Source organism: Arthrobacter arnarulunnguaqae (genome assembly GCF_051262515.1).
Classification (GTDB): Bacteria; Actinomycetota; Actinomycetes; order Actinomycetales; family Micrococcaceae; genus Arthrobacter_N.
Map to the genome: position 1 here is coordinate 51,421 of NZ_JBIMER010000014.1, position 22,122 is coordinate 73,542.

The following is a 22,122-nucleotide window of genomic DNA, read 5'->3' on the forward strand; positions in this document are numbered from 1 at the left end:
ACAGACAGTCCGGGAACACGGGGGCTACAAGAGTGGATCAGGGATTTCTTGAAGTATTGCGTCACGTCCAGCACATGACCGGAAAAGGTGACGTGTCGTTCCCTGTGGCGCACGCGCTGGCCGAGGTAGCGGTCCTGGAGCCCGAGGAACGGTCCAAGTCCACCCCCCAGACACCTAATCCGGATGCGCTGTCCAAGCGCTACGCGCGTGAACATATCGAGCGCTTGGCCAAAGATTGGGAGTTCGATTCCGGATACGGGCTGCCCATAGAGCACATGCACACGATGGGCCGCCAGAGACGTGAGAGCCATGCCCTCGTTGACGTGTTCGGCACAGTTCCAGGAGAGCTGCTGACGACCGATTCGCCCTTCCACCTCATCGAAACTCAGGAAGCTATGCTCGCGGCGATCGACGAGTACCGTGCGGCCTCGCTGCCGTCGGAGGACATCGATGACGACGAATACTGGGACTCCATGTCCAACTTTGGACCACGCGGAATCGACCTAGTCGTCCCGTGCTGGCTCTCCACGGATGGCCAGGGGCCCCGAAAGGGAGCAGTGGCCTATCTGCGGGACGCTTTCGACGGAGACTTTGCGTGCTTCATTCCGGAAGAGTCGTTGGATTCGGACAACATCCAGGTTGTCGATCTGGAACTGGGCGAACACTGCTGGAGCGTAGTTGTCGAAACCGCCAGAGCCGGATACTTCGCAATGCACGAAAGCCGGGTTCCAGCCCATTTCTTGGATCAACGTCTGCCCAAGGACCAGGTCACTTCGCAAAACCGCTTCCTCGTCCATCTTTACCGCCCTGGACTGGCCTATCTAATGACTCTCAACGACAACGAACGGCAGGGTGCGTCGTTGGCAGCCGCCATAGGGCAGGAGGTTGTCGACCGTCGCCGGGAACTAGGGGCGGAGCCACTGGATCTTCTGGATGCAAGGGGATGGGAGCGGCCCGATTTCCGCCCTGAGGAGCCGACGCCCCCGAGGGAATTCACGGAAGCTGAGGTCCTTCAACGAACTCGAACCATTCAGGACTGGGGCGTGAACTTGGCTGCCGCGTCGGCCATGGCCCAGCTGTCCACATCCGGAGAAGTAGTGGGCGTCGACTACGAGCGCTATTCCGTTGATGAGGAGAACCATGAACGATGCAAGCGAGCTGCAGCATCGCTCGAAGGGTTGCGCTCGACAATCGGCGAATATCCAACCGAATACCCGGAAAGCGCGAAGTCAAGGCGTCACGCGGTGAGGCGCTGGTTGCTGGAGTACTTCTGGGACGAAACCGATTTCGTTCCTAATGACTACGAACGACCCTCACGGCGCCTGCGCCCGCATGAGCTGAAGTTGTTCATGGATGGTGCACGCAAGTCGGACGAGGAGTGGATCACCGAGGCACAGAGCAGCTCCATTGCAGCTTCCGGACGCTGTTTGTCGGCCGCGTGGGAAGTCTGGTCAGTCGAGGACTGCACCACTCGTGGCTCAGGTCGGCTTTTGGTCGCTGGAGGGAGGCTAATGTTGTCGTCGTTCCATGACCCCGTGGATCTGACGCAGCCAACATTCCTTAGTCTCGACAATCCTCAATGGGAGTACGTAGTTACGACAACCAAGGCGGGCTTCCAGCACATGGGTGTTCCCCGGGCACCGGTTGTCTTCGATGATGGGGACTTCATCGACAGTCTGATCGGAAGAAGAGAAAGTGGCCCGTACATTGACGCTTATCTCGTCGAGCTGTCCTCCCCGGGGCGACAAATTCACCTGTGGATCCCCTATAACCAGTGGGAAGGTGCCGAAGTAGCTGCACTGATCTGGCAAGCCATCGAAGGGGCGCGGGATCGATCCGGAGCGCCAAAATTGGACCAGCAAGACGGGGCAAACTGGACAGTCTCTGAATGAACCGAGTCCAGTTCGAGGCTCAAGTGGGCAGGCCGTCTTGCATCGCCTGACGTGCCGCCGTGGTGAGTCCCGTTAGTTGTGACGCTGCAGGATCGTATTGGAAGAGCAAGACGCCGGCCATCGAACCAAACTCGATTGCCTGTCTCGAGTATCCGCTCAGTGAAAAGAAGATGGCCTGTTTCCCCACGGTCGTAGCCACCCCAGCGATCTGTCGAACGGGTCCCGGACCGATCGGCGAAGCATGGTGCTTCACCTCTGCAACGCAGCGGTCCGCGATAATGTCGGCTCCCCCATCCCTGGTCGCCTGGGACACGCGGGTCCCCGTGGCCCCGAGTGCCTCCAGCCACTCCCGACAGTAGAGCTCTGCCTCCCGAAACGTGCATGAGGGTCTAACCGGCGGGGGGACCAGCTCGAAGGACGAGCTGATCGCTTTTGGTGTGCGTAATTTGGATGTAGCGGTTCCAACCGAGCCTGGGGGATTGAAGGTTGGGTGGGGGAGGTCCTTGCCCGGGGGCTGGCCCCGAGGGGAAACGTCAGCGGAAGACTGTAGATCCGGCGAGCTTTTCCCCGTTCCCTGAACCGGCCGCCCGTATGCGCGAATCAGGGTGGACATTTCCCGATGCACGGCGCTCCGGAACTGGGAAGCGACTCTCTCTCGTCCCTGTTCCTGGGCTAGCCAAGCCTGGAACGGGCCGTCCTTTGATTCCTGCGCCATCGACGCAAACCAATACACAACCAGCCAAACTGGGATCCACAATGCCCCGACAACAGTCCCAACCTCCCGCGCTTCTGCACTGAAGACCGGAACGATGAGAAACAACCCCAGAATCAATACCCAAATGACCCACGTGGGTTTTCCGAAGTGCTCCGGTCTAGACGTGCTCGGACCGCAGGTCCCGTCGGCTAGCGACTGGACAAGAGAATCGAATTCGGCGACCGCGGAGGGAGTGGAGTGCCCAAGGCGGTAGTACGCATACCCAACTCGGCGCGCCTGCTCGGAAAGTGCCTCTGTCACCCGGTTCAATCTACTCCCTATAGTTGGATCAACGATGTCGGACAGGGGGCTAAACGTCAGCTTGTCCGGGTACGTCACCGAGGAGCTCGGCTACTCCCAGGCATCCGTCGTCGTGGTGGACGACGACTTCCACTGGTCCGGCCTGAACCCCACCCACATCCACACCGCGATCGACCACGCCAGGCAGGATGCCAACGCATGACCACCAGGAAACCCGATGCCGGGCAGCCGCTGAAGCGGATGAACTTCGACGTCCCCGAGGACCTCGCTCACGAGTTCAAGGCCTACGCCGCGCTCCAGGGCAAAACCCAACGCGAAATCGTCATCGCCTTCATGCAACGCTGCGTCCGCCGATCAAGTGATGCTGCGCAGACTCTGGGTCATAGCCCGAAGGATGAGGCCTGACATGGCCGGTTGGAATCTCCACTTCGACGTTGCCGAGCAGGATTCAGAATTGGCGCGCGATTGCTTCCGGATTCTCCGATATACCTGCACCCGCCACCATCTCAAGTTTTCTTACTACGCGGGTAGGAGGTCCAACGGACGCATTCACTTCGTTCTCGATTTCAGTGGGAGCCGTGCTCAACTGGGGTTGGCATCCGCAGATTTTGCGTTGGAAATGCGCGCAGTAGCTCAGCTTCAGAAACACCCACGGGGTAAGCGATTGCCGCTCCGATTCCTTGAGTGCGTTACCTACTCCGGCTCCGAAGAACCGTTACGACTGCAGCCTCCATCGGACCGCGTTTCTCCAGAGAAACATGATCTGGTGGTTAGGCACTTGACGGAATACACGCTCGCCTGGGGATCCTGGCGTCGGAGCGAGCTCGCGCCGCCTGATTACGTTGAAGCGCAGCATTCCCTTCTTACGAACCTTGCTCTTGACCTAGCCGAAGGCGTGTCAACATCTAATGCATATCCGACGCTGATCAAGGCCCTCCGAGTACCGGAACGCTGGGAAGGGGAGTGCCTAGATCTCGGCTCGGACCGAAACAGAGTGAAGCACCGCGGTCTTAGGCACGAGGCTGCTCGGTGCGCCGAAAAGTACGAGCAGTGCGTCTATTCGGTATCTCGCGCAGTCACAGGAATCGACGCAATGCCCAGGACCGCCTACATGTTGGACTGGGAGCGCACGCAGATGGAACTAACTCCAGAGCCGGTGTTCGGAGGCTAGTAAAAACCCGCCAATTTGCCTGCACCACGAAGGGTTATATTCCGTCAGGGAAATGCCCGCGCCTCAAGAATGCTCGCCCGGCTGCCAGCATCGAATGAATTGCCGCCGGGTGGCTTGAAGCGGCTTCATCGTCGCGTCGCTGGACTATAGAGATGAAAGTCCCCTGAGTTCTGCCGTCAATGATTGACCCGTGGACAAGGAATGGCTTGAGCTCTTCAGGCTGGGACGGAACCTCAATTAGCACGAGATCACCCGTGTCCGCTGCGACAACCTCTATCACCAAGCGATCCGGAGGCGGATAGATTCGGTTGCTGATGGCTTGTACATATTTCCGGCGGATATTCGGGTCATGCTTCATGGGAGTAACCGCGTGGATGGTGTCGACGCCGTCGCGCTTCTTGGATTCGAGGCCCACAACCACCACACCGCCGGAATCGGAATTCGCGAACTGGGAGACCGTTTGGGCGAGCCTGACCTTGCCGTAGTCAGTTCCCAGGTCGTAGTGCTGTCGTTTGACCTCCAGCCACTGGTTCTCGGGTTGCCCTAGAAGAGTTTGTGCGTGACCAGCGCGTACAAGGTCGGCAAGTGTTGCCGGCGTCAGCTGACCAGAAGAAGCCATCATCAGAGCCTGTATACCGAGGCCGTCTTCGACGAGGGAAGCTGCTGTCCGACCGCGCGTATGGAATCCAACTGCCAGACGGATGTGCCAAGAGATTCCTGAGTCGTCGAAGTCTTCCTGGAATTCCAGCATCCACATTCGTTTGCGCACGAGTAGGGGTGCAACGCGGGAACCAGGGTTTGTGTGTGGTCTCGGATTTTCTGGAATGTCCTCATAGCTATCAACGTTCATGATCAGATCGTTGTTACGCAGCTCAAGGGAAATGCCCGATATTTCAACGTAGTCGAGATCAATATCCCCTTTGTATGCGGTGACAACTACGAGGGTGGTTTGGAGCTCGAGATCGTTCATTCGCCTCAAGATCGCCTTTAGGTCGGCGGTTGAGATCTTCCGTAGGTCGTCGATGTGAACGTATATTTGGTCGCCATCAGGCGATTTACGGACCTTTCCGTCGAACTCCCAATAGAGTCCCTCGTCGAAGACCGAGATGTTGCCGCGCTTTGTCAGCAGCTTTCCAACCATGCTCCGATACCCCTTCGCGCGTTCGAGGATGGAACTCCTTCAAAGATGCTCACTTGCAGAATGCCTTGCTACCGGCGTAGCAAAACCCTTCATGTTCCCCATTGGTCACTCGTTGCTGCGAGTCTATCGGCGACTCGAAGCGTGGAAGCTCTCACTGCGACCATCAATGGATCCTTCGCGGGGTCGGGCTCCATGATCTGGTTCCTGCGCCACTTCCCGCCCCTCCGGCACCGCAGGTGTCTTGCGATGCCTTGCCTGAACAAGTCCGGAAAGCGCGTCCAGTCTGGAAGATCATATGATCGATGGCACCGGCCCATGCCGGATTCGCATGCTTCTCACCTCCGGGGGTCTTTCTGTGGCAACTACGTTCGATGTACTCCTTGATTCGTACCGTGACCTTGCGGATTCGGAGCGGATGAAGGGCAACTACTTCGAACAGCTCGTGGGACGGTATCTCGAGAAGGACGGCGTTCAGGCTCCGCAATATCGGAACGTCTGGTTGTGGAGGGACTGGCCCGAGCGTGATGGCAAGAAAGACAACGGCATCGACTTGGTGGCCGAACGCCAGGACGGCGGGTACACGGCAATTCAGTGCAAGTTCTATGCTGAGGGGCACCGGATCCAGAAGTCGGATATTGACTCGTTCATTTCCGCTTCGGGGAAACCCCCATTCACCCACCGCCTTATCGTGGACACGACCGGACGGGGCTGGTCCCCGAACGCGGAGGAGATGTTGGACAACCAGCATCTGCCCATCCAGCGCATCGGACTCACGGATTTCCGCAACTCCAACATCGACTGGGCCACGTACAAGCTGACCGATCCCTCCAAGGCCCCCCAGCTTCATGAAAAGAAGCAGCTGCGGACCCACCAGCACGAAGCGGTCAACGCTGCCCTCGATGGATTCCAGACCAATGACCGCGGCAAGCTCATCATGGCCTGCGGAACAGGGAAGACCTTCACGGCCCTGAAAATTGCCGAACGCTTCGCAGAGCGGGGATCCCACGCCCGGATCCTCTTCTTGGTCCCTTCCTTGGCGCTGATGTCCCAGTCGCTCAAGGAGTGGTCGGACGAGACCACGATGACGATGCATGCCTACGCCGTCTGCTCCGACACCAAGGTCGGCCGGCAAAAGAATTCTGATTTCACCGACGTGGCCATTCATGACCTCCAGATCCCGGCCACCACGGACGGAGCCACCCTGCTGGAGGCGATGGGGACCCGCGAGTTGGAAGAGGGTATGACGGTGGTGTTTTCCACCTACCAGTCCATCGACGCTGTGTCCCAGGCGCAGAAGGCCGGTCTGCCGGACTTCGATCTGATCATCTGCGACGAGGCGCACCGCACAACCGGTGTCACTCTGGTCGGCACTGAGGAGTCCCATTTCGTAAAGGTGCACCGAAACGATGTCGTCGCCGGTGTCAAGCGGCTGTACATGACGGCCACGCCCCGCCTGTTCAACGATGACACCAAGAACAAGGCACTGGAGCGGGACGCGATTCTGTGTTCCATGGACAAGGAGGCCATGTACGGTCCGGTGTTTTACCGGATCGGCTTCGGTGAGGCCGTTACCAAAAAACTACTGACTGACTACAAAGTCCTGGTTCTTGGCGTTGACGAAACGCAGGTGGTCTCCAGCTTCCAGGGCCAGCTGGCGGATTCGAACATGGAACTGCAGATAGATGATGTCGCCAAGCTCATCGGCTGCTGGAACGGCTTGGCCAAGCGCCGCTCTGGGGCCCATGAAGCGTCCTTCGGTAACGACCTGGCTCCGATGAAGCGCGCCGTGGCGTTCAACCGGGACATCAAGTCCTCCAAGCTCGTCGAGGCCGAGTTTCCTGATCTGGTCCGGGTGCACCTGACCAACCTGGACAACGACGATCCCACCGACGACTTGAAGGTCGAGGTCAAGCACGTGGACGGCGGCTTCAACGCCATCACCCGGGCCGAACGCCTCGACTGGCTCAAGGAAGATGTCCAGGGCGTCCAGCCCAGCTGCCGGATCCTTACCAATGCCCGCTGCCTCACCGAGGGGGTGGACGTCCCGTCCCTGGACGCGGTCCTCTTCCTGAACCCACGCAACTCCATGGTCGACGTCATCCAGGCCGTGGGCCGGGTGATGCGCATCGCCAAAGACAAGCAGTTCGGCTACATCATCCTCCCCATTGCCATCCCCGAGGGCATGTCCACCTCCGAGGCCCTGCGGGACAACAACCGCTACAAGGTCGTCTGGCAGGTCCTGCAGGCCCTGCGGGCGCACGACGAGCGCATGGACGCCGCGATCAACCAGATCGAGCTCAACCACAAGGCACCCGAATCGATCCTGGTCGACACCGTGGACCTGTCCCCAATGAAGAAGGCGAAGACCAACGTTGGCGGAAACGCCGGCGGTGAAGGGGGCGCGGGTGGCGAGGACAATGGCTCAGATGAACCTGGGTGGGAGCAGCCGCCCCTGCAGTTCCCGGCCGAGGAGTGGAAGGACTCGGTCTACGCGAAAATCGTGGACAAGTGTGGCAACCGCATGTACTGGGAGGACTGGTCCAAGAGCATTGCGGACATCGCCAACAAACACATCACGCTCATCAACGCACTGCTGACGGCGGCAAATCCGGACCATCGGAAGGCATTCGACGACTTCATTCAGGGCCTGCAGGAGAATCTGAACCCGGAGATCGACGAGGCGCAGGCGGTTGAAATGCTCGCCCAGCACCTCGTGACCAAACCGGTCTTTGACGCCATGTTCAAGGACTCCAACTTCACCGAACACAATCCTGTGTCGCTGTCGATGCAGAACATCCTGAACCAGCTCGATAATCACTCCGCGTTCGAGAATGAACGCGCCGGGCTGGAGAAGTTCTATGACTCCGTCCGGGCCCGCGTGAAGTCCATCGACAACGCCGCGGCGAAGCAGAAGATCATTCTGGAGTTGTACGACAACTTCTTCCGCAACGCGTTCCCCCGGGTCGCGGACCGTCTAGGGATCGTCTTCACCCCCGTCCCGGTCGTGGACTACATCCTCCGGTCCGCAGACGCCGCCCTGAGGCTGGAATTCGGCAAGAGTATCTCGGACGAGGGAGTCTCCATCCTCGAGCCCTTTGTTGGCACCGGCACCTTCATCACCAGGCTCCTGCAGTCCGGGCTAATCAAGCCGGATGATCTGCACCGGAAATACACCCAGGAACTCTTCGCCAACGAGATAGTCCTGCTTAGCTACTACATTGCAGCCATCAACATCGAGACCGTCTTCGCCGAGGAATCTGCGACTCACGGCCTGGGTCACGGCTACGCACCGTTCGACGGCATTGCACTGACTGACACCTTTCAACTCAATGAATCAGACGGCGCTTTCGAATCCGTCGTGTTCCCTGAAAATTCCCAACGTGTGCAGCGGCAGAAGAACCAGGACATTCGTGTCATCGTAATGAACCCGCCCTACTCCTCGGGCCAGACGAGCGCCAACGACAACAACCAGAACCAGTCCTACCCCGTCCTGGACGCTTCGATTGCCGAAACGTACGCGAAGCTGTCCACCGGAACCAACAAGAACAGCCTCTACGACTCCTACATCCGAGGAATTCGGTGGGCGTCCAACCGCATCAAGGACGACGGCGTCATCGCGTTCGTTTCCAATGGAGGCTTCATCGACGGCAACACTGCCGACGGTATGCGCAAGACCTTGGTTAGTGAGTTCAGCCGGATCTTCGTCTACAACCTTCGGGGAAACCAGCGGACGTCAGGCGAGCAGTCCCGCAGAGAGGGCGGTAAAGTCTTCGGGAGCGGGTCGCGCACGCAAGTAGCCATCTGCATCCTCATCAAGAACTCCTCACACATCGGGCCGGCCGACCTCCAGTACAGGGACGTAGGTGACTACCTCACGCGAGATCAGAAACTCGACGTCCTTGAGATCGAGCAATCGCTGGAAGGCACCGACTGGGAGACGGTCGTTCTGAACGAGCACGGTGACTGGATAAACCATCGGGACGAGAACTACGACAGATATCAACCCCTCGGCGACAAAGCGACCAAAGGCAAACCAAACACCCCTGCCTTGTTCGAGAACTTCTCGAATGGGTTGAAAACAAACCGCGATGCCTGGTGCTACAACTTCTCACGCGATGCCGTGGCCTCGAACATGCGCCGCATGATCGATAACTACGAGGCTCAGCGCAACGCCGGAGGAACCATAGACCCTAACCCCACAAAGATTGCCTGGGGCGGAGGACTAGCCGATGACCTCAAGCGAGGACTGAAGCACGAGTTTTCCGCAGCCAGGATTCGCCGGGGTCTATATCGTCCATTTTGTCGGCAGTCTGTGTACTTTCACTCGTCAATGAATGAACGCACCTACCAACTGCCCGCGATATTTCCGACCGAGGGCCTACCTAACATCGCGTTGTTCATGAGCAGCCCTGGCGCCTCCAAGCAGTTCTCTCCCATGATTGTGGATTCAGTCCCCAACTTGCATTTGATCCACACTGGACAGGCGTTCAGCCTGTACACGTACGAACCCGCCTCCGAAGACCAAGTGGATCTGTTCACGGACGTCGAAGCCGTCGTTGACGGCTACCGGCGCAAAGACAACATCACTGACGCTACGCTCGCCAGCTACCGCGGATTCTACGAAGATGCGGCCTTGACCAAGGAAGATATCTTCTACTACGTCTACGGTGTGCTGCACAGCCCTACCTACCGGGAGGCCTACAAGGCAGACCTTATGAAGATGCTGCCTCGGATCCCGAAAGCAATGGACTTTTGGGCATTCAGCAAGGCGGGGCGAAAGCTCGCAGATCTACATCTCAACTACGAGACTGTCGAGCCATTCGACCTGAAGGAAAGCCGAACGGCTCCGGAGCCTACGTCGCTGGCGGAGCAGTACGAGTACTACCGCGTGACCAAAATGTCCTTCGGTGCACGCAGGGACCGCTCCAAGATCATGTACAACGGTCGCGTCACCCTGTCAGAGATTCCGGAGGACGCGCTCACCTACCATGTCAACGGCAAGTCCGCACTTGAGTGGATACTGGACCGCTACCAGGTGACAGTCCATAAGGAATCCCAGATCACGAACGACCCCAACGGCTATTGCCTAGAAGTTGGTGACCCTCGCTACATCCTCGACCTCATCAAGCGCATAGTCACAGTGTCAGTTGAGACCAATAAGGTCGTCGCGAGTCTGCCAGCCCTAAACGTTGCCGAGTAGCAGTCATGGCCAAACCAACGAGTGTCCCGGAGGGGCGTCTATTTCCATGTTCGGAAGTCATCTGAAGGATCCTTTGATGAGGCGTGGCCAGAGAGAGGGTCAGAATCCGTTCGGCACCGCTGTTGGGACGGGCCAGGTTACAAATTTGGCATGTGGTACAGCGGCCGAGCGGAACTTCGAACGTCAAAACCGGTCGGTAGAAATCGGTCGTTATTGATCCCGAGGTGCGAGGACTTGGACGCCGACCGAAACGCGTCTCCACTGGAATTCACGCCAGCAACGAAACTGCCTTCCTTCACCAGTGCGGTCGGAGTGTGGTCTTCCCGTTAATCTTGAATGATGAGTAAATCGGCCGCGGCCAGCGTCTTGGAGACGACAATTGACCTAGTGGTTGCGCTTGGCACCGTAGGGGCTCTCATCGCTGCCGTCGCCACTATCGTTATTTCTCGAAACGAGACACGGCTCGGGACAGTGTCGGGTGTCCGAGGTTGGATGAGCTGGAGGCACGCAAGCGCCGGCCACGAGGAGAACGACCGCGGCTCCGAGAGTGACATGATCTCAAACTGGGCCCCCGGACGGGAGTTCAATGCAGTCCTTAACGTCCAAAATGATTCCAGCGCGTTCATCTACGACGTCTTAGTCACTTTGTGGCCCACAAGTTCCGGAGAACCCGTCTTCACGACCAGAGCGCATTCTTTGATGCCAGGGAAATCCCTCAACAACGTCTTTCCCGGATCGTTCGAACTGCTCCAGCGCATGTTTATCACCAACGGAAAAGCATTCGGGGCCGAAGTGATCTTCAGGGATGCCAGTGGCCTGCTCTGGAACCGCAGTGTCGATGGCCGACTCCGCCCCCTAAAGGGCTTCGCTTGGCATCGCCCGTGGTATGTCCCCCATCCTTTGGAGGATGTCGAAGAATTTCCTTGGTACGCAATCCGCGCCAAATGGCGCTACCGGTGGCTAACCCACGGCCGGCGGGCCCTCATTGCGCCAAGATGGTGGGCAGCCGATATGCGATGGGCACGCTGGCGCTATGCCCGTAAACATCATCCTGTTGGAATCCCAATATGGAACGTCGTCAAGCGCTGGAAAAGTCGTCACGAGATCGCCATCGATCGACGCCGAAACGGGTTGCCCATCCCTTTCTGGATTGTTGATGACTATTGCAAGAACGTCATGTTGAACCGTGCCTACGCACGCAATCAACGAAAGCAGGATCGCCAAGAGAAGAGGGACGATGGCAAAGCGTTGAGAGAAGAACGCCGTGATTGGAGACGTGTCAATCCTCATGGCCCTTAGAGCGAATCTGACGAGGGCGAGCGCGAGGTATAGCAGCCACCCAATCCGACCTCGGGCTTATCAGATCGTTTCCATGAACTTCTCGGTCAACCCGATGAAGGCCTCGACCACTCCGCTGGTCGTCCCTAGCGCTGCCACCTCAACTGCCTTGCCGACCAGCTTCTTGATTCTGCCGCTATCGGGTTCGGGCCGGATGATCTCACCCTCAAGCTCATCCCGGACCTCCATACCTTGCCGCTCTTGATCGGAAGACAGGCCGAACATTGGCATCATGGCACGGAACGCTTCCGCCACCTTCTTTGCTTCGTCAGTCTGATTGGCGGTCAGGGTGTTGGATTGCGTCGCGCCAGAACTACCTGCCGCCACGTTGATGCCCTGGGAGTTGCTGACCGAGACGTGGTAGTTGTGCACGTTGCCGACTGCGGACGCAGCTGGAGCAGACACCGATCCGTCTTGTTCGGCCACCTTGATCCCCTTGGCCCTGAGCGACGGGCGGATGACTGGTCCTCCATGGGAGCCAGTTCCGCTGATGTACCCGTCTTCGAGCAGCCGATAGCTGGCACGAGTCAGCTCGGCTTCAGTAAACGGGGACCCATAGAAGTTTCCGTGCGGTGATTTGAGGAAGCCATCGATGACGGGAGACTCGTTGCCATTCAAGTACTCGCCGTAAAGCCACCGAAGCATCAGGTCAGGAATCACCATGGCTCGCTTCCGCGGATTGAGTCGCAATGCCTCGAACTCTTCAGCCGCGTCACGACCAGCCTGCTTCAGGTGAAAGTCTCCAATGCCTACGGCCGAGCGCTCAAAAAACAAGTAATCGAGCTGCATCAGATGAGTGATGTCCTGGTCGATCGCGTTCTCGTTGACTCCCCACCGATCCTGGCCGAAGCCGTACAGAGGCTCCATCATTACGCTCTCGCTTCGCTGTGCATCCGCGATGCGCACTGCGTCAGCGAGCAGATCGTACTGGCGAAGCGTCCTCGACGACTTCAACTTCGCTTCAAGGTCAGACACTGGTGTTTCCCCACTTGTTGGTTGGTTGGTTCCTCAACTCTAACTACGCGCGCAGACACACTATGGGTTACTTGTTAGCGGCCATGAAAAACTGCCCATAGGCGGCCACGGAACTGCCCACTGACGGCCATGGAAACTGCCCGTTGGTGGCCATGAGATCTGCCCACTTCTTTGACGTAGCCCTGCTGCTTAAGCGGCGGGAGCCTCTTCCCGGGGTTTGATGACGGTGTCTAGTCGCACCAAAGTCGCCCGGGAAGAGGCCCTAATGAAGTTTGACGGAGAAATCATGGAAATACTTGCTGCGTATGATCTGACGGGTTCGTTGCGCGCCGCCGCGGAACTCACCGGCTGCTCGCACCACACGGTCGCCCGGCACGTCGCTGCCCGGGACGCCGGTCAGCCGATCGCCGAGCCGGCCTACCGGGGCCGGGTCACCGATGCGTTCCTGCCCAAGATCGAGGAATGGATCGAGGCTTCCAAGGGCAAGATCCGAGCCGATAAAGCCCACGAGAAACTCCGTGCCCTCGGTTACGAGGGCACGGAACGCTCGACCCGCCGGGCAGTCGCGCAGGTCCGCGCCGCCTGGCGGCTCGGCCACGTCCGGGTGCACCGCCCCTGGGTGACCGAACCTGGTCAGTGGATCCAGTACGATTTCGGCGACGGCCCAGTGATCGAGGGCAAGAAGACCGTGTTGTTCGTGGCATGGCTGGCGTGGTCCCGGTTCCGGGTCGTGATCGTCCTGCGGGACCGGACGGCGCCGAGTGTGTTCGCGGCGCTGGACCGCACGTTCCGTGTCGTGGGCGGCGCCCCAACCTACGTCCTCACCGACAACGAGAAAACGGTCACCGTTTCCCACGTCGCCGGGGTCCCTGTCCGTAACCAGCAGACGGTCGAGTTCGCCCGCCATTACGGCGTGACGGTCCTGACCTGCCAGCCGGCTGATCCCGCGTCCAAGGGCGGCGTGGAGTCCTCGGTGAAACTCGCCAAGGCCGACATCGTGCCCAAGGACACCAACCTGCGCCCCGAATACGCTTCCTTCGCCGAGATCGAGGCGGCGTGTCAGGGCTTCATGGATGAGGTCAACCACCGTGAGCACCGCGCTACCCGCCGAAAACCCGCCGCGATGCTGACCTAGCAAGCGCCACGGTTGCACCGCATCCCGGACACCGCGCACACGGTCGCGTTCGGCCTCTCCCGGTCCGTCCCGGAGAACACGCCGATGGTCACCTTCGAGAACGGTCAGTACTCCGTCCCGGCGTATCTGCTCGGCGCGCGGGTGTTCGTCCGATCCCACGGCGCCGGACCCGATGAACAGGTCATCGTTGTCCACCACGGCAGCCAGGGCCCGGTGGAAGTCGCCCGGCACCCGCGCGCCCGGCCCGGCAGCCCGGCGATCAACGACGCCCACTTCCCGGACCACCGGCCCAGGATCCCTGGCGACTACACAGCGAAGGCCCGGACGGCCGCGGAGGCGGAGTTCCTCGCGATCGGGGACGGCGCCCGGACCTGGCTGCTCGAGGCCGCAGCCGCCGGGACGGCACGGATGAACGTGAAGATGGCCGAAGCCGTCGCCCTGGCCAAGATCGCCGGGCAGTCCGAAGTCGATCACGCGTTGGGAACCGCGGCCATCCATGGCCGCTTCGCGAACAAGGACCTCACCTCGATCCTGAACGCCGCGGGTTCACGCACCACCACCCATGCCGCCAGGGAAACCCAGTCCCTCACCCAAGGCACCGCAGGGTGGGCAGCCATCGGCCAGCCACCCGCAACCGCCGAGGCCGCCGCCGTTCTGGAGGAAAGCGCATGAGTCCGGTCCCGGTCACCGCACCGGCCTTGCCGGCGGAGCTGGAGGCGCTGATGCGGCAGCTGAAGATGCCCCACGCGCGGGCTTTGGCGCCGGAGCTGATCGCGACTGCCCGCGCCCAGCGCTGGGAACCGGCCGAGGTCGTCAAGGCCCTGTTCGTCGAGGAAGTCGCCGGTCGATCCCGCTCCATGCTTGCCGCCAGGCGCAAGGCCGCGGGCTTCCCGACCGGGAAAACCTTCGACACCTGGGACCCCGCCGCATCCTCGATCCCCACGCCGACGCAGCAGGCGCTGCGGACGCTGGAATGGATCGGAAGGAAGGAGAACGTCGTGATCTGCGGCCCCTCCGGCACGGGCAAGACATTCTTCCTCGAAGCCCTCGGGCAGCAGGCCGTCGAAGCCGGACTGCGGGTCGCTTGGTTCCGCCTCGAGGACCTCGGCGCTCTCATGCGCGCCCACCGTTCCGATGACAGCGTCACCAAAGTCGTCGCCCGGATCCTGCGCGCAGATCTGGTGGTGGTCGATGACATAGGCCTCTTGCCGGTCGGCGTTGACGCGGCGGAGGGACTCTACCGTCTCGTCGACGCCGCTTATGAGAAACGGTCTATCGCGGTGTCCTCAAACTTGCATCCTGCTGGCTTTGACGAGCTCATGCCTAAAACCCTGGCAACGGCAACCGTGGACCGGCTGCTGCACCACGCCCACGTCTGCCAGACATCAGGAGATTCAATCCGACTCAGCCAGGCCTTGGCCGGAAAAGGAGTCACGCCAATGAACTAAACCCCGACCCCAACATGGCCAACGCCACCGAACATCAGGTGGGCAGATCTGGTGGCCATGAGTGGGCAGTTTTCATGGCCACCAGCGGGCATTTCTGCTGGCCGCCCATGGGCACAAAACTATTGGCCATTGACAGTTACTAGCCATCTGGCTATTAGTCCGGAAAGTTGGGTGTCAGAAGGGCTATCCGCTCTGCCGGATCTCAGCGGCTTCGAGCACCTCACGGATGGCGATGGTGGTGGAGACTTCGAACTCAGAGAGGAGCGACCGCCCAGAGGCGCCACGTGCAGGGGATGCCTGAACCTGAACAAAGTCGTCCGCGCCTCATCCACGGCGGCCCGAACCACGCGCCGGCAGGTAAGTGGCATCTTGAAGAAGTGGTAGCTCATTGGCATCGCTGGAGATATGTCTCAACAAACGTTCGTTTGATGAGACATCCCAAGACGCGCCCGAAGGGGGTCGAATTGGCGAAGGTCGAACCCCGTCATGACCACGATCTGCTGCCGATCGGATCAGCGCGTTGCGTCTCAATACACTGTCTCATTCGCTATTGTCTCAACTAAATGGAATTGATCGATTTTTGAGACGGGGCACAGTGGCAAGTCTGGGATACGCACGGGTCAGCACGTTCGAACAGAACGCGGGCCTGCAGACCCGGGCGCTCGACGGTGCCGGGTGCTTGAAGGTCTACACGGACCACGGGGTCAGCGGCACCCAAGCCAAGCGACCGCAGCTGGACCAGCTGTTGGAGAACGCCAGGGCGGGGGACGAGCTGGTGGTGTGGAAGCTGGACCGGCTCGGTCGCAACACGCGCCACCTGCTCGAGCTCGTGGACTCGCTCGAATCCCGGGGCATCCACTTCCGATCGCTCACGGAGGGCATCGTGACCACCGGACCGATGGGCAAGGCCATGCTGACGATCATGTTCGCGTTCGCCCAGCTCGAGCGCGACCAACTGGCCGAACGCACCCGCGCCGGACTGGCCGCGGCCGCCGAGCGCGGCCGCAGGGGCGGCCGGCCCGGCGTCACGCCCGAGAGCGAGAAAGTGAGGCAGGCCGGGCAGTACCGGGGGGCCGGGTTGACCCCGCCCGAGATTGGCAAGCTGCTGGGCATCAGCCGAGCCACCGTGTACCGATATTTGGGCCTGCTCGCCCAAGAGGTGAACTGCCGCCTCGACTGCGGTCTCCGATGACGCGCGGCCACTGGGGCACCAGGCACGCCCCTCTGTATCAATCCATGCCGGTTCCAGCGAGTCGCGCCGCGACATACGTAAATTTGGTGGAAGATTTCTTCAAAAGGAGCTATTTTGCCCACCAACATTCACATTCATCACGACCGACTCTGGTCGGTGACCTTTGAGAACCATGAGTATCAGACGAAAACATATAAGACCTGCGGCATTGTGAGAATTAGTGCCGCGATCGTAAGGGGCTCGTTGAATGCTTGAGTCACTGCGCCTGAAAGGCGCTCCCGCGTTTGGCCTGGAAGTGGGGGTGACCGTTGGTCCCTTGACTCCAGTGACCTTCATCTTTGGCCCGAATGGATCCGGCAAAACAACCATCAGCCGGGCGTTCGCAAACCCGGCGCGCTTCCCCGACACCGAGCTCAAATGGGCTCCTTTGACGGGAACGCACACTATCAAGGTCTACAACCGTGACTACGTCGCTGAAACCCTGAAGCAGGCTGCGAACCTTCCCGGGGTGTTTCTACTCGGTAAGACGAGCGGGGAGATCCAGGCCGAGATTGATGAACTGACAGGTTCCTCGGGGTCCATAGTCGGTGTGAGGAAGCAGCTTAAACATCTCCGCGGTTCTCTGAGTGAGAAGCAGTTAGATCTTGCAGCTGTCCGCGAGGCACTCAGAGAGGCCGCTTGGAGCAAGCGCTCTGAAGTCCCGTCCACGCTCCAGGAGATGTTCGTCGGTTTCAACAACAGCAAAGAAAACCTGCTCACCCGGCTCCTCCAAGTTGTGGACACAAAGGGCTCGGCTGTTGACGACTTCGATGCGTTGGATACCGAGGCGGAAGCGGTGCTGGCAGAAGACGCAGTCCACCTACTGGAACTTTCCGGCGGCCAACATATCCGTCTCGAAGACATTCCTGGTTTCGAATTACTCGCAATTCCGATTGTTGGCAGTGGGGACGTGGGTCTCGCGCCGTTGATTCAGCAGCTTCAGAATGCAGATTGGGTGGAGCATGGACGGCACTATCTAGGCGATGCCGGCGACCTGTGCCCGTTTTGCCAGCAGACGGTTCCAGAAAATCTCGCGAAGCAGCTCAACGACTACTTCGACATCCGCTACACACACCAGATTGGGCAACTGAAGGGGTTTCAGCACCACATTCAGACGTGGGTCGGTCGCTGGCGCACCTATATCAGTGACGTTCTCACCAATGGTGGAGCGACTGATCACCTCAACGCCGAGCGTTTCCAGGCAGCGCGGCTGCAACTCGAACAGGCCATGGAGCAATTGACGTCGACGCTTGCCACGAAACTCAGCGGACCATCCGCAATCGTGGACGTCGTGTACCCTGCTGCCGAGATTGATGCGGTGAATACCATCGTGGAGGAGGCTAACACCTCCATAAGAGCGTTCAATCTGCGCTTGCAGAACCGTGCGACCGAAAAGAAGGCACTTCTTGAGCGCTGCTGGACCAGCTTTGCTCGTCAAACACTTGCGACGGAAGTGGGACACTTCGAGGGCGCAATGCCCGGATTGGACAAGGGCAAGGAGAAGCTGTCAGCCAGGATCAAGTCGGAGGAGGATCTTCTCGAAAAGAAGGAAAGTCGTCTCCGTGAACTGCAGACGCAGGTGACATCCAGCAAGCCGATCATCGAGACCATTAACCGTCTCCTCGACTCGGTCGGTTTCCACAGCTTCCGCCTGAAGGAGTCCACCGCGGTGCAGGACGGCTACTCCTTGGTTCGCGAGAGTGGTGAGATTGCTGCCGACACGCTCAGCGAGGGCGAGCAGACGTTCATCACGTTCCTGTACTTCGCACAGTCATTGCAGGGCACACCTCAGGAGAGTGGTGAGCTAAACGATCTTGTCGCAGTTATCGACGATCCGATCTCGAGCTTGGATAGTGATGTGCTGTACGTCGTGTCGACCCTCGTTCGACGCATAGTCGCTGACATTGCTGACGGCAAGGGGCGAGTTCGCCAACTTGTACTGTTGACGCACAACGCGCACTTCCACAAAGAGGTCACGTATAAGGCCCAGAGCGACAAGCATGGTACTTGGCGGTACGGCGTTGTCCGTAAGCGGAACGGGCAACCGAGCGAGATTGTTCTCGGGGCCGACAACCCGATTCAGACTGCCTACGCTGCGCTGTGGGAAGAGATTAAGCGGTCGTCGCAAGAACCTTCGGTATCGACTGGGAGTCTTCAGAACATTCTGCGCAGGATTCTCGAGACGTACTTTAAGGTTCTCGGTGGGGTGGACACCGCCGCGATCATAGAAAAGTTTGACGGCGCCGACCGAGTTATCTGTCGCGGGTTGTTCTCTTGGGTCAATGCCGGCTCGCATTCGATCTTTGATGACATCGACTACTCACCTACGGCCACAACGGTGGAGGCTAATCTCCGCGTGTTCCGGCGGATTTTCGAGGAGCAAAACCAGAAGGGCCACTATCTCATGATGATGGGGGAATCGGCGGGCTCCCCAGTGATGGCAGGTGAGACGCCGACCAGCGCTGAGCTCGTGGAAAGAGATCTTCCTCAGGTGACGATTCTTGCGGGTGCGTTCTAAGGACTCGTTGTCTGAAAGTCATGCCTACCAGTGGCTCGAAGTGCACGCGCGTGAATCCCAGTTACCTCAGCCAGCCATACCGCCTTGAAAAGCCCTCGCCGGGCGTGGCTGGGGCGATTTACGGTGAGACGTCTTTGCAAGACAGTGGGAGTGCCGCCACTTCGCCGAAGAGCATTGGTGCGCTCTGGGTGAGTCGGGTGTCTCAAAAAAACTGTTGCATGTCGAGACATGCGGACGTAGACGGAGGGTCAGTCTTCGGAGACCTCGCATGAGACGAGTTCCTGCTCGATGAACCAGGCCAGCTGGCGGGCCGGGTCATTTAGGAAGCCCTGCCATATGTGCGTTCCGGCGAAGTGCTCGTGGGTCATGCCGAGTTCTGAGCAGCGTCGCTGGATCTCGTCCATGAGCGACTCCGGCGTGTTGTCCTCCTTGGCCCCGAAATAGGCCGAAAGGATCGCGAACTGTCCCGGGACGAGTGAATTGATCTGTTTCGGGTCTACTCCGTCGAAGTACTGGTCCTTCTCCCTTGGGCGTTGGTTCCCGGTCGAGAGGTGGTCGTGCAGCCATTCCACCGCGTTGAGCGTCTGTCTTGGAAGTCGGAAGGCTTCGGGCGACTCGACGATCTTCGATGCGGCGGCAACCACGCGCTGGGCCTGTTCGCCCGTCGGCACGTCGCGGCGGCCGGCCGTTGCTCGGGCCAGTTCGCTTCGCATCAGGGTCATCGCCGCCAGAGGCCGGCCCAGCTCACAGACAACCTCGGACGCTTCGCTTCCGAGGAGAAGAGTGAATACTCCCTGCCTGGGCACTTCGGTATCCACATAGACATAATGGGCGAGAGAAGCCGCTCAGTCTCCCTCAAGAGCGCTGAGAAATAGCGATGTACTTCGTGGTCGTCACTCATCGTCCGAAAGCCTTGCCAAATCGCAGATAAGGATGGTGCCGGCCGCGGCTCAGGTCCGCGCGGGCCTTGGAGAGCACGGAATCATAGGCGACCGGATCGAACGTGAAGTCTGTTGTGTTGGGGATGAGGGCATCAGCGCCGCCGTCCTGTTCCTCGTCTTTCCATCCGAGGGCCCGCCAGGTAACGGCCTCTGCGGTTCGGCCGATTTCTACTGACAAGATGCCGTCGCTGATGTCGAAGCAGGCTGCACAGTAGTAGAGCCCCGCCCTGTCCGGCGGTTGGCCGATACCGGTGCCTTGAAGCTGGCTCAACTGGTCGATCGCGCCTCGCCGGGAAGTCGAAGTGAGTATCGTGACAAGGTCTGGCACCGGAACTTTGTAATCCGCATCAGGCTGTTCCCAGCCCTGCCACCAATAGCGCAGCGGCTTGCCGTCAATAACGATGTCCAGGCGCTGGCTTTCAGCCGCCCTCTTCCTGCGGGAGTAATCGGCGAACTCCATGGCTACGAACTCGGGATCCTGAGGTTCCAGCGTCAGAACGTTCCGGTGCTTCATTGGGGCATCATATCGATGTTTGGGGCAGTCCTTGCCCGTGGGATGTGGCCGGTCGAAGTCAGTCGTTTTAGCCACCGACGGCGAACACGATCGTCGATCTTTCTCCGCCCGAACCCGGGCTGCTACAACGATGCGATGGGATGGCGGGACGCTGGTCCTAGACTGCGCCGAGTACGAGGTCGCCCTGGAACGGACGGTCGGACAGTTGAACCGCAGCTTCGTAGCCTATTGGCGGTGTACGGCGCCCCACGCGACCCTTGGACTGGAGCGTATGGTTTTCCCGCAAGGGGGCGCGAGCTGCAGTCCGACCTGTACGGCATCAAAGCTTCATTCCATCATCCGGCTTGGCGGCGACGGTGGTGTCACGCGTTCTCGAGTCGCCGCAGCAATCCGGCGTTCTCTGCGATGACCGCCTCGATGGCCGTGTCCATCCGCTGGTCCCGGCCGTCGGAGGAGCACGGCGCCGCACCATGGGGTTCGGCGGGCTCGGCTGGTTTGTCAGGGGGGTTCACGGTCATGTCTCTAGGGTAGACCCGGGGGCACGAAGAAGGCCCTAACCAGTTTCTGGTGGGGCTACGTTCGCGCGGGGGCGGCTACGCGGAGCCTTCAACTTCCTCCTTCACGGCGAATCAGGCCGAAGCCTGGTGGCGGGATTCTAATCGAGGATCGTGTCACGTGTAGCAGCCCATAGGTCCCATTTCCGCGGCGGGCGTCGCAACGAGGTTCTTGCGGTCGGGTCCCTCCGCCAGACCGGCGACCTCGACGACGGAGGACGGGCGGTTGGAGTCGCCATTAGCCAGCTTCCGCACCAGTTGTATGAACCAGGCATCCAGATGGTACGTGGAACCGGTCATGGTGGTGGCACGAACTCGCACCAGGGACACGCGTACCTCCCATTCCTTTGGATGCTCAGTGGACGGTTGGCCTGCTTTCCTCCAGTTGACGCTCGGGGACGTGCGGCGTCGGACGGGTGGCGAGGTGACCCGGTAGTCGAGGACAAGCGGCCGCCGGCCGGCGCGTTCCATCAGGCCATGTCGGTCCCAGACCGGCAGGTATCTACCGGTTGACTGCGAAATGAGCGTGTGGCATTTATTGACGGGGTTAGGCTGGCGCCATGAAGAGCGAGCCGGGCACGCCACTACAGGACTGGGCGCGGCATTTCGCCGAGTCGTTGGCCAATGGCGCCGGTGCGCCAGCGTTGCTGACTGTCGCGTCGTGCTCCACACCGGCGACCGCCCGGCAGGTCGTTGTCGCCGTCCACCGGTTGGCAACGGAGGCTGGGTGGGCCGTCTATGATGTCGACGCAGCGGATGCCACCGGCCCTGGCGTCCTTCAGGAGCGTGGGGTCTGCGTGCTGCATCTGACGGACCGGCCAATGTCTAACGCCTTAATTGCGATGGTCGCGGGGTTCCAACACTTGATCCGCAGGGGGCTCCCGGTCGCGTTGGTCGTAGTGGGGACGCCATCGGGGGTGCGGGTGTTGCGACGGCATGCCGCTCTGGGATGGCTAGCCCGCTCCGAGCCGCTGAATTGTTAGGGCCTGTCAAGCTGTTTGTGTAAGTGAACTAGTCAGTTAGTGGTTTTAGTCGTTTCAGAGGTGGAG

General features: G+C 59.9%; 15 protein-coding genes and 1 pseudogene. 9 read left to right on the forward strand and 7 right to left on the reverse strand.

The genetic code is table 11. The features are described 5' to 3' along the window. Nucleotides 1-32: 32 nt before the first annotated feature. Nucleotides 33-1,892 carry a hypothetical protein gene (locus ACHAAJ_RS12300; protein WP_435728483.1) on the forward strand — a complete coding sequence of 620 codons (1,860 nt, stop codon included), beginning with the start codon at nucleotides 33-35 and terminating at the stop codon, nucleotides 1,890-1,892. A 19-nt stretch (nucleotides 1,893-1,911) separates the two neighbouring features. Here ACHAAJ_RS12300 and ACHAAJ_RS12305 read toward each other — a convergent pair whose 3' ends face one another. Then, nucleotides 1,912-2,607, reverse strand: coding sequence for a restriction endonuclease (locus tag ACHAAJ_RS12305; RefSeq protein ID WP_435728500.1), 696 nt, complete (start codon nucleotides 2,605-2,607; stop codon nucleotides 1,912-1,914). A gap of 334 nt (nucleotides 2,608-2,941) precedes the next feature. Between ACHAAJ_RS12305 and ACHAAJ_RS12310 the strand changes: the two genes are divergently transcribed. Next, complete coding sequence (locus tag ACHAAJ_RS12310) at nucleotides 2,942-3,109, forward strand: thioredoxin domain-containing protein (RefSeq protein WP_435728484.1); 168 nt, start codon at nucleotides 2,942-2,944, stop codon at nucleotides 3,107-3,109. Beyond that, complete coding sequence (locus tag ACHAAJ_RS12315; protein WP_435728485.1) at nucleotides 3,106-3,312, forward strand: hypothetical protein; 207 nt, start codon at nucleotides 3,106-3,108, stop codon at nucleotides 3,310-3,312. Before ACHAAJ_RS12310 ends, ACHAAJ_RS12315 begins: the two co-directional genes overlap by 4 nt. Before the next feature lie 800 nt (nucleotides 3,313-4,112). Here the strand turns inward: ACHAAJ_RS12315 and ACHAAJ_RS12320 are convergent. Further along, entirely contained in the window at nucleotides 4,113-5,219 is a 1,107-nt protein-coding gene (locus ACHAAJ_RS12320) for an AlbA family DNA-binding domain-containing protein (RefSeq protein WP_435728486.1), read from the reverse strand. 295 nt (nucleotides 5,220-5,514) lie between these two features. Here ACHAAJ_RS12320 and ACHAAJ_RS12325 point away from each other — a divergent pair, with 295 nt between their 5' ends. Next, nucleotides 5,515-10,419, forward strand: a complete 4,905-nt coding sequence (locus ACHAAJ_RS12325; RefSeq protein ID WP_435728487.1) for a DEAD/DEAH box helicase — start codon at nucleotides 5,515-5,517, stop codon at nucleotides 10,417-10,419. Nucleotides 10,420-10,971: 552 nt separating this feature from the next. After that, entirely contained in the window at nucleotides 10,972-11,718 is a 747-nt protein-coding gene (locus tag ACHAAJ_RS12330; protein ID WP_435728488.1) for a hypothetical protein, read from the forward strand. A gap of 60 nt (nucleotides 11,719-11,778) precedes the next feature. On the opposite strand, the gene ACHAAJ_RS12335 is transcribed toward ACHAAJ_RS12330, so the two are convergent. Further along, entirely contained in the window at nucleotides 11,779-12,732 is a 954-nt protein-coding gene (locus ACHAAJ_RS12335; protein ID WP_435728489.1) for a hypothetical protein, read from the reverse strand. 265 nt (nucleotides 12,733-12,997) lie between these two features. Between ACHAAJ_RS12335 and istA the strand changes: the two are divergent. The 4 genes and pseudogenes from istA to ACHAAJ_RS12355 all read left to right on the forward strand — a co-directional run bounded on the left by istA (nucleotide 12,998) and on the right by ACHAAJ_RS12355 (nucleotide 19,064). Beyond that, nucleotides 12,998-14,539: pseudogene (gene istA, locus ACHAAJ_RS12340) on the forward strand (IS21 family transposase). Beyond that, nucleotides 14,536-15,315 carry an IS21-like element helper ATPase IstB gene (gene istB / locus ACHAAJ_RS12345; RefSeq protein ID WP_435728490.1) on the forward strand — a complete coding sequence of 260 codons (780 nt, stop codon included), beginning with the start codon at nucleotides 14,536-14,538 and terminating at the stop codon, nucleotides 15,313-15,315. Before istA ends, istB begins: the two are co-directional and overlap by 4 nt. Before the next feature lie 595 nt (nucleotides 15,316-15,910). Then, a complete protein-coding gene (locus tag ACHAAJ_RS12350) occupies nucleotides 15,911-16,507 on the forward strand; it encodes a recombinase family protein (RefSeq protein WP_435728491.1) in 597 nt (198 codons plus the stop codon). A gap of 247 nt (nucleotides 16,508-16,754) precedes the next feature. Next, complete coding sequence (locus ACHAAJ_RS12355; protein ID WP_435728492.1) at nucleotides 16,755-19,064, forward strand: AAA family ATPase; 2,310 nt, start codon at nucleotides 16,755-16,757, stop codon at nucleotides 19,062-19,064. Nucleotides 19,065-19,312: 248 nt separating this feature from the next. Here ACHAAJ_RS12355 and ACHAAJ_RS12360 read toward each other — a convergent pair whose 3' ends face one another. The 4 genes from ACHAAJ_RS12360 to ACHAAJ_RS12375 form a co-directional block, all read right to left on the reverse strand. After that, nucleotides 19,313-19,870, reverse strand: a complete 558-nt coding sequence (locus ACHAAJ_RS12360) for a hypothetical protein (RefSeq protein ID WP_435728493.1) — start codon at nucleotides 19,868-19,870, stop codon at nucleotides 19,313-19,315. Nucleotides 19,871-19,961: 91 nt separating this feature from the next. Further along, nucleotides 19,962-20,519 (reverse strand): hypothetical protein, encoded by a 558-nt coding sequence (locus tag ACHAAJ_RS12365; protein WP_435728494.1) that lies wholly within the window; start codon nucleotides 20,517-20,519, stop codon nucleotides 19,962-19,964. Nucleotides 20,520-20,881: 362 nt separating this feature from the next. After that, nucleotides 20,882-21,037 carry a hypothetical protein gene (locus ACHAAJ_RS12370; RefSeq protein WP_435728495.1) on the reverse strand — a complete coding sequence of 52 codons (156 nt, stop codon included), beginning with the start codon at nucleotides 21,035-21,037 and terminating at the stop codon, nucleotides 20,882-20,884. A 153-nt stretch (nucleotides 21,038-21,190) separates the two neighbouring features. Continuing rightward, on the reverse strand, nucleotides 21,191-21,403 hold the full coding sequence (locus ACHAAJ_RS12375; RefSeq protein WP_435728496.1) for a hypothetical protein: 213 nt from the start codon (nucleotides 21,401-21,403) through the stop codon (nucleotides 21,191-21,193). Between the last annotated feature and the right edge of the window lie 719 nt (nucleotides 21,404-22,122).

Excerpts from the sequence above, each read along its gene's own strand:
- ACHAAJ_RS12355 (WP_435728492.1), top strand. The coding sequence starts at position 16,755 with ATGCTTGAGTCACTGCGCCTGAAAGGCGCTCCCGCGTTTGGCCTGGAA.
- ACHAAJ_RS12365 (WP_435728494.1), bottom strand. The coding sequence starts at position 20,519 with ATGAAGCACCGGAACGTTCTGACGCTGGAACCTCAGGATCCCGAGTTC.
- istB (WP_435728490.1), top strand. The coding sequence starts at position 14,536 with ATGAGTCCGGTCCCGGTCACCGCACCGGCCTTGCCGGCGGAGCTGGAG.
- ACHAAJ_RS12320 (WP_435728486.1), bottom strand. The coding sequence starts at position 5,219 with ATGGTTGGAAAGCTGCTGACAAAGCGCGGCAACATCTCGGTCTTCGAC.
- ACHAAJ_RS12310 (WP_435728484.1), top strand. The coding sequence starts at position 2,942 with ATGTCGGACAGGGGGCTAAACGTCAGCTTGTCCGGGTACGTCACCGAG.
- ACHAAJ_RS12325 (WP_435728487.1), top strand. The coding sequence starts at position 5,515 with ATGATCGATGGCACCGGCCCATGCCGGATTCGCATGCTTCTCACCTCC.
- ACHAAJ_RS12305 (WP_435728500.1), bottom strand. The coding sequence starts at position 2,607 with ATGGCGCAGGAATCAAAGGACGGCCCGTTCCAGGCTTGGCTAGCCCAG.
- ACHAAJ_RS12370 (WP_435728495.1), bottom strand. The coding sequence starts at position 21,037 with ATGACCGTGAACCCCCCTGACAAACCAGCCGAGCCCGCCGAACCCCAT.
- ACHAAJ_RS12315 (WP_435728485.1), top strand. The coding sequence starts at position 3,106 with ATGACCACCAGGAAACCCGATGCCGGGCAGCCGCTGAAGCGGATGAAC.
- ACHAAJ_RS12330 (WP_435728488.1), top strand. The coding sequence starts at position 10,972 with ATGATCTCAAACTGGGCCCCCGGACGGGAGTTCAATGCAGTCCTTAAC.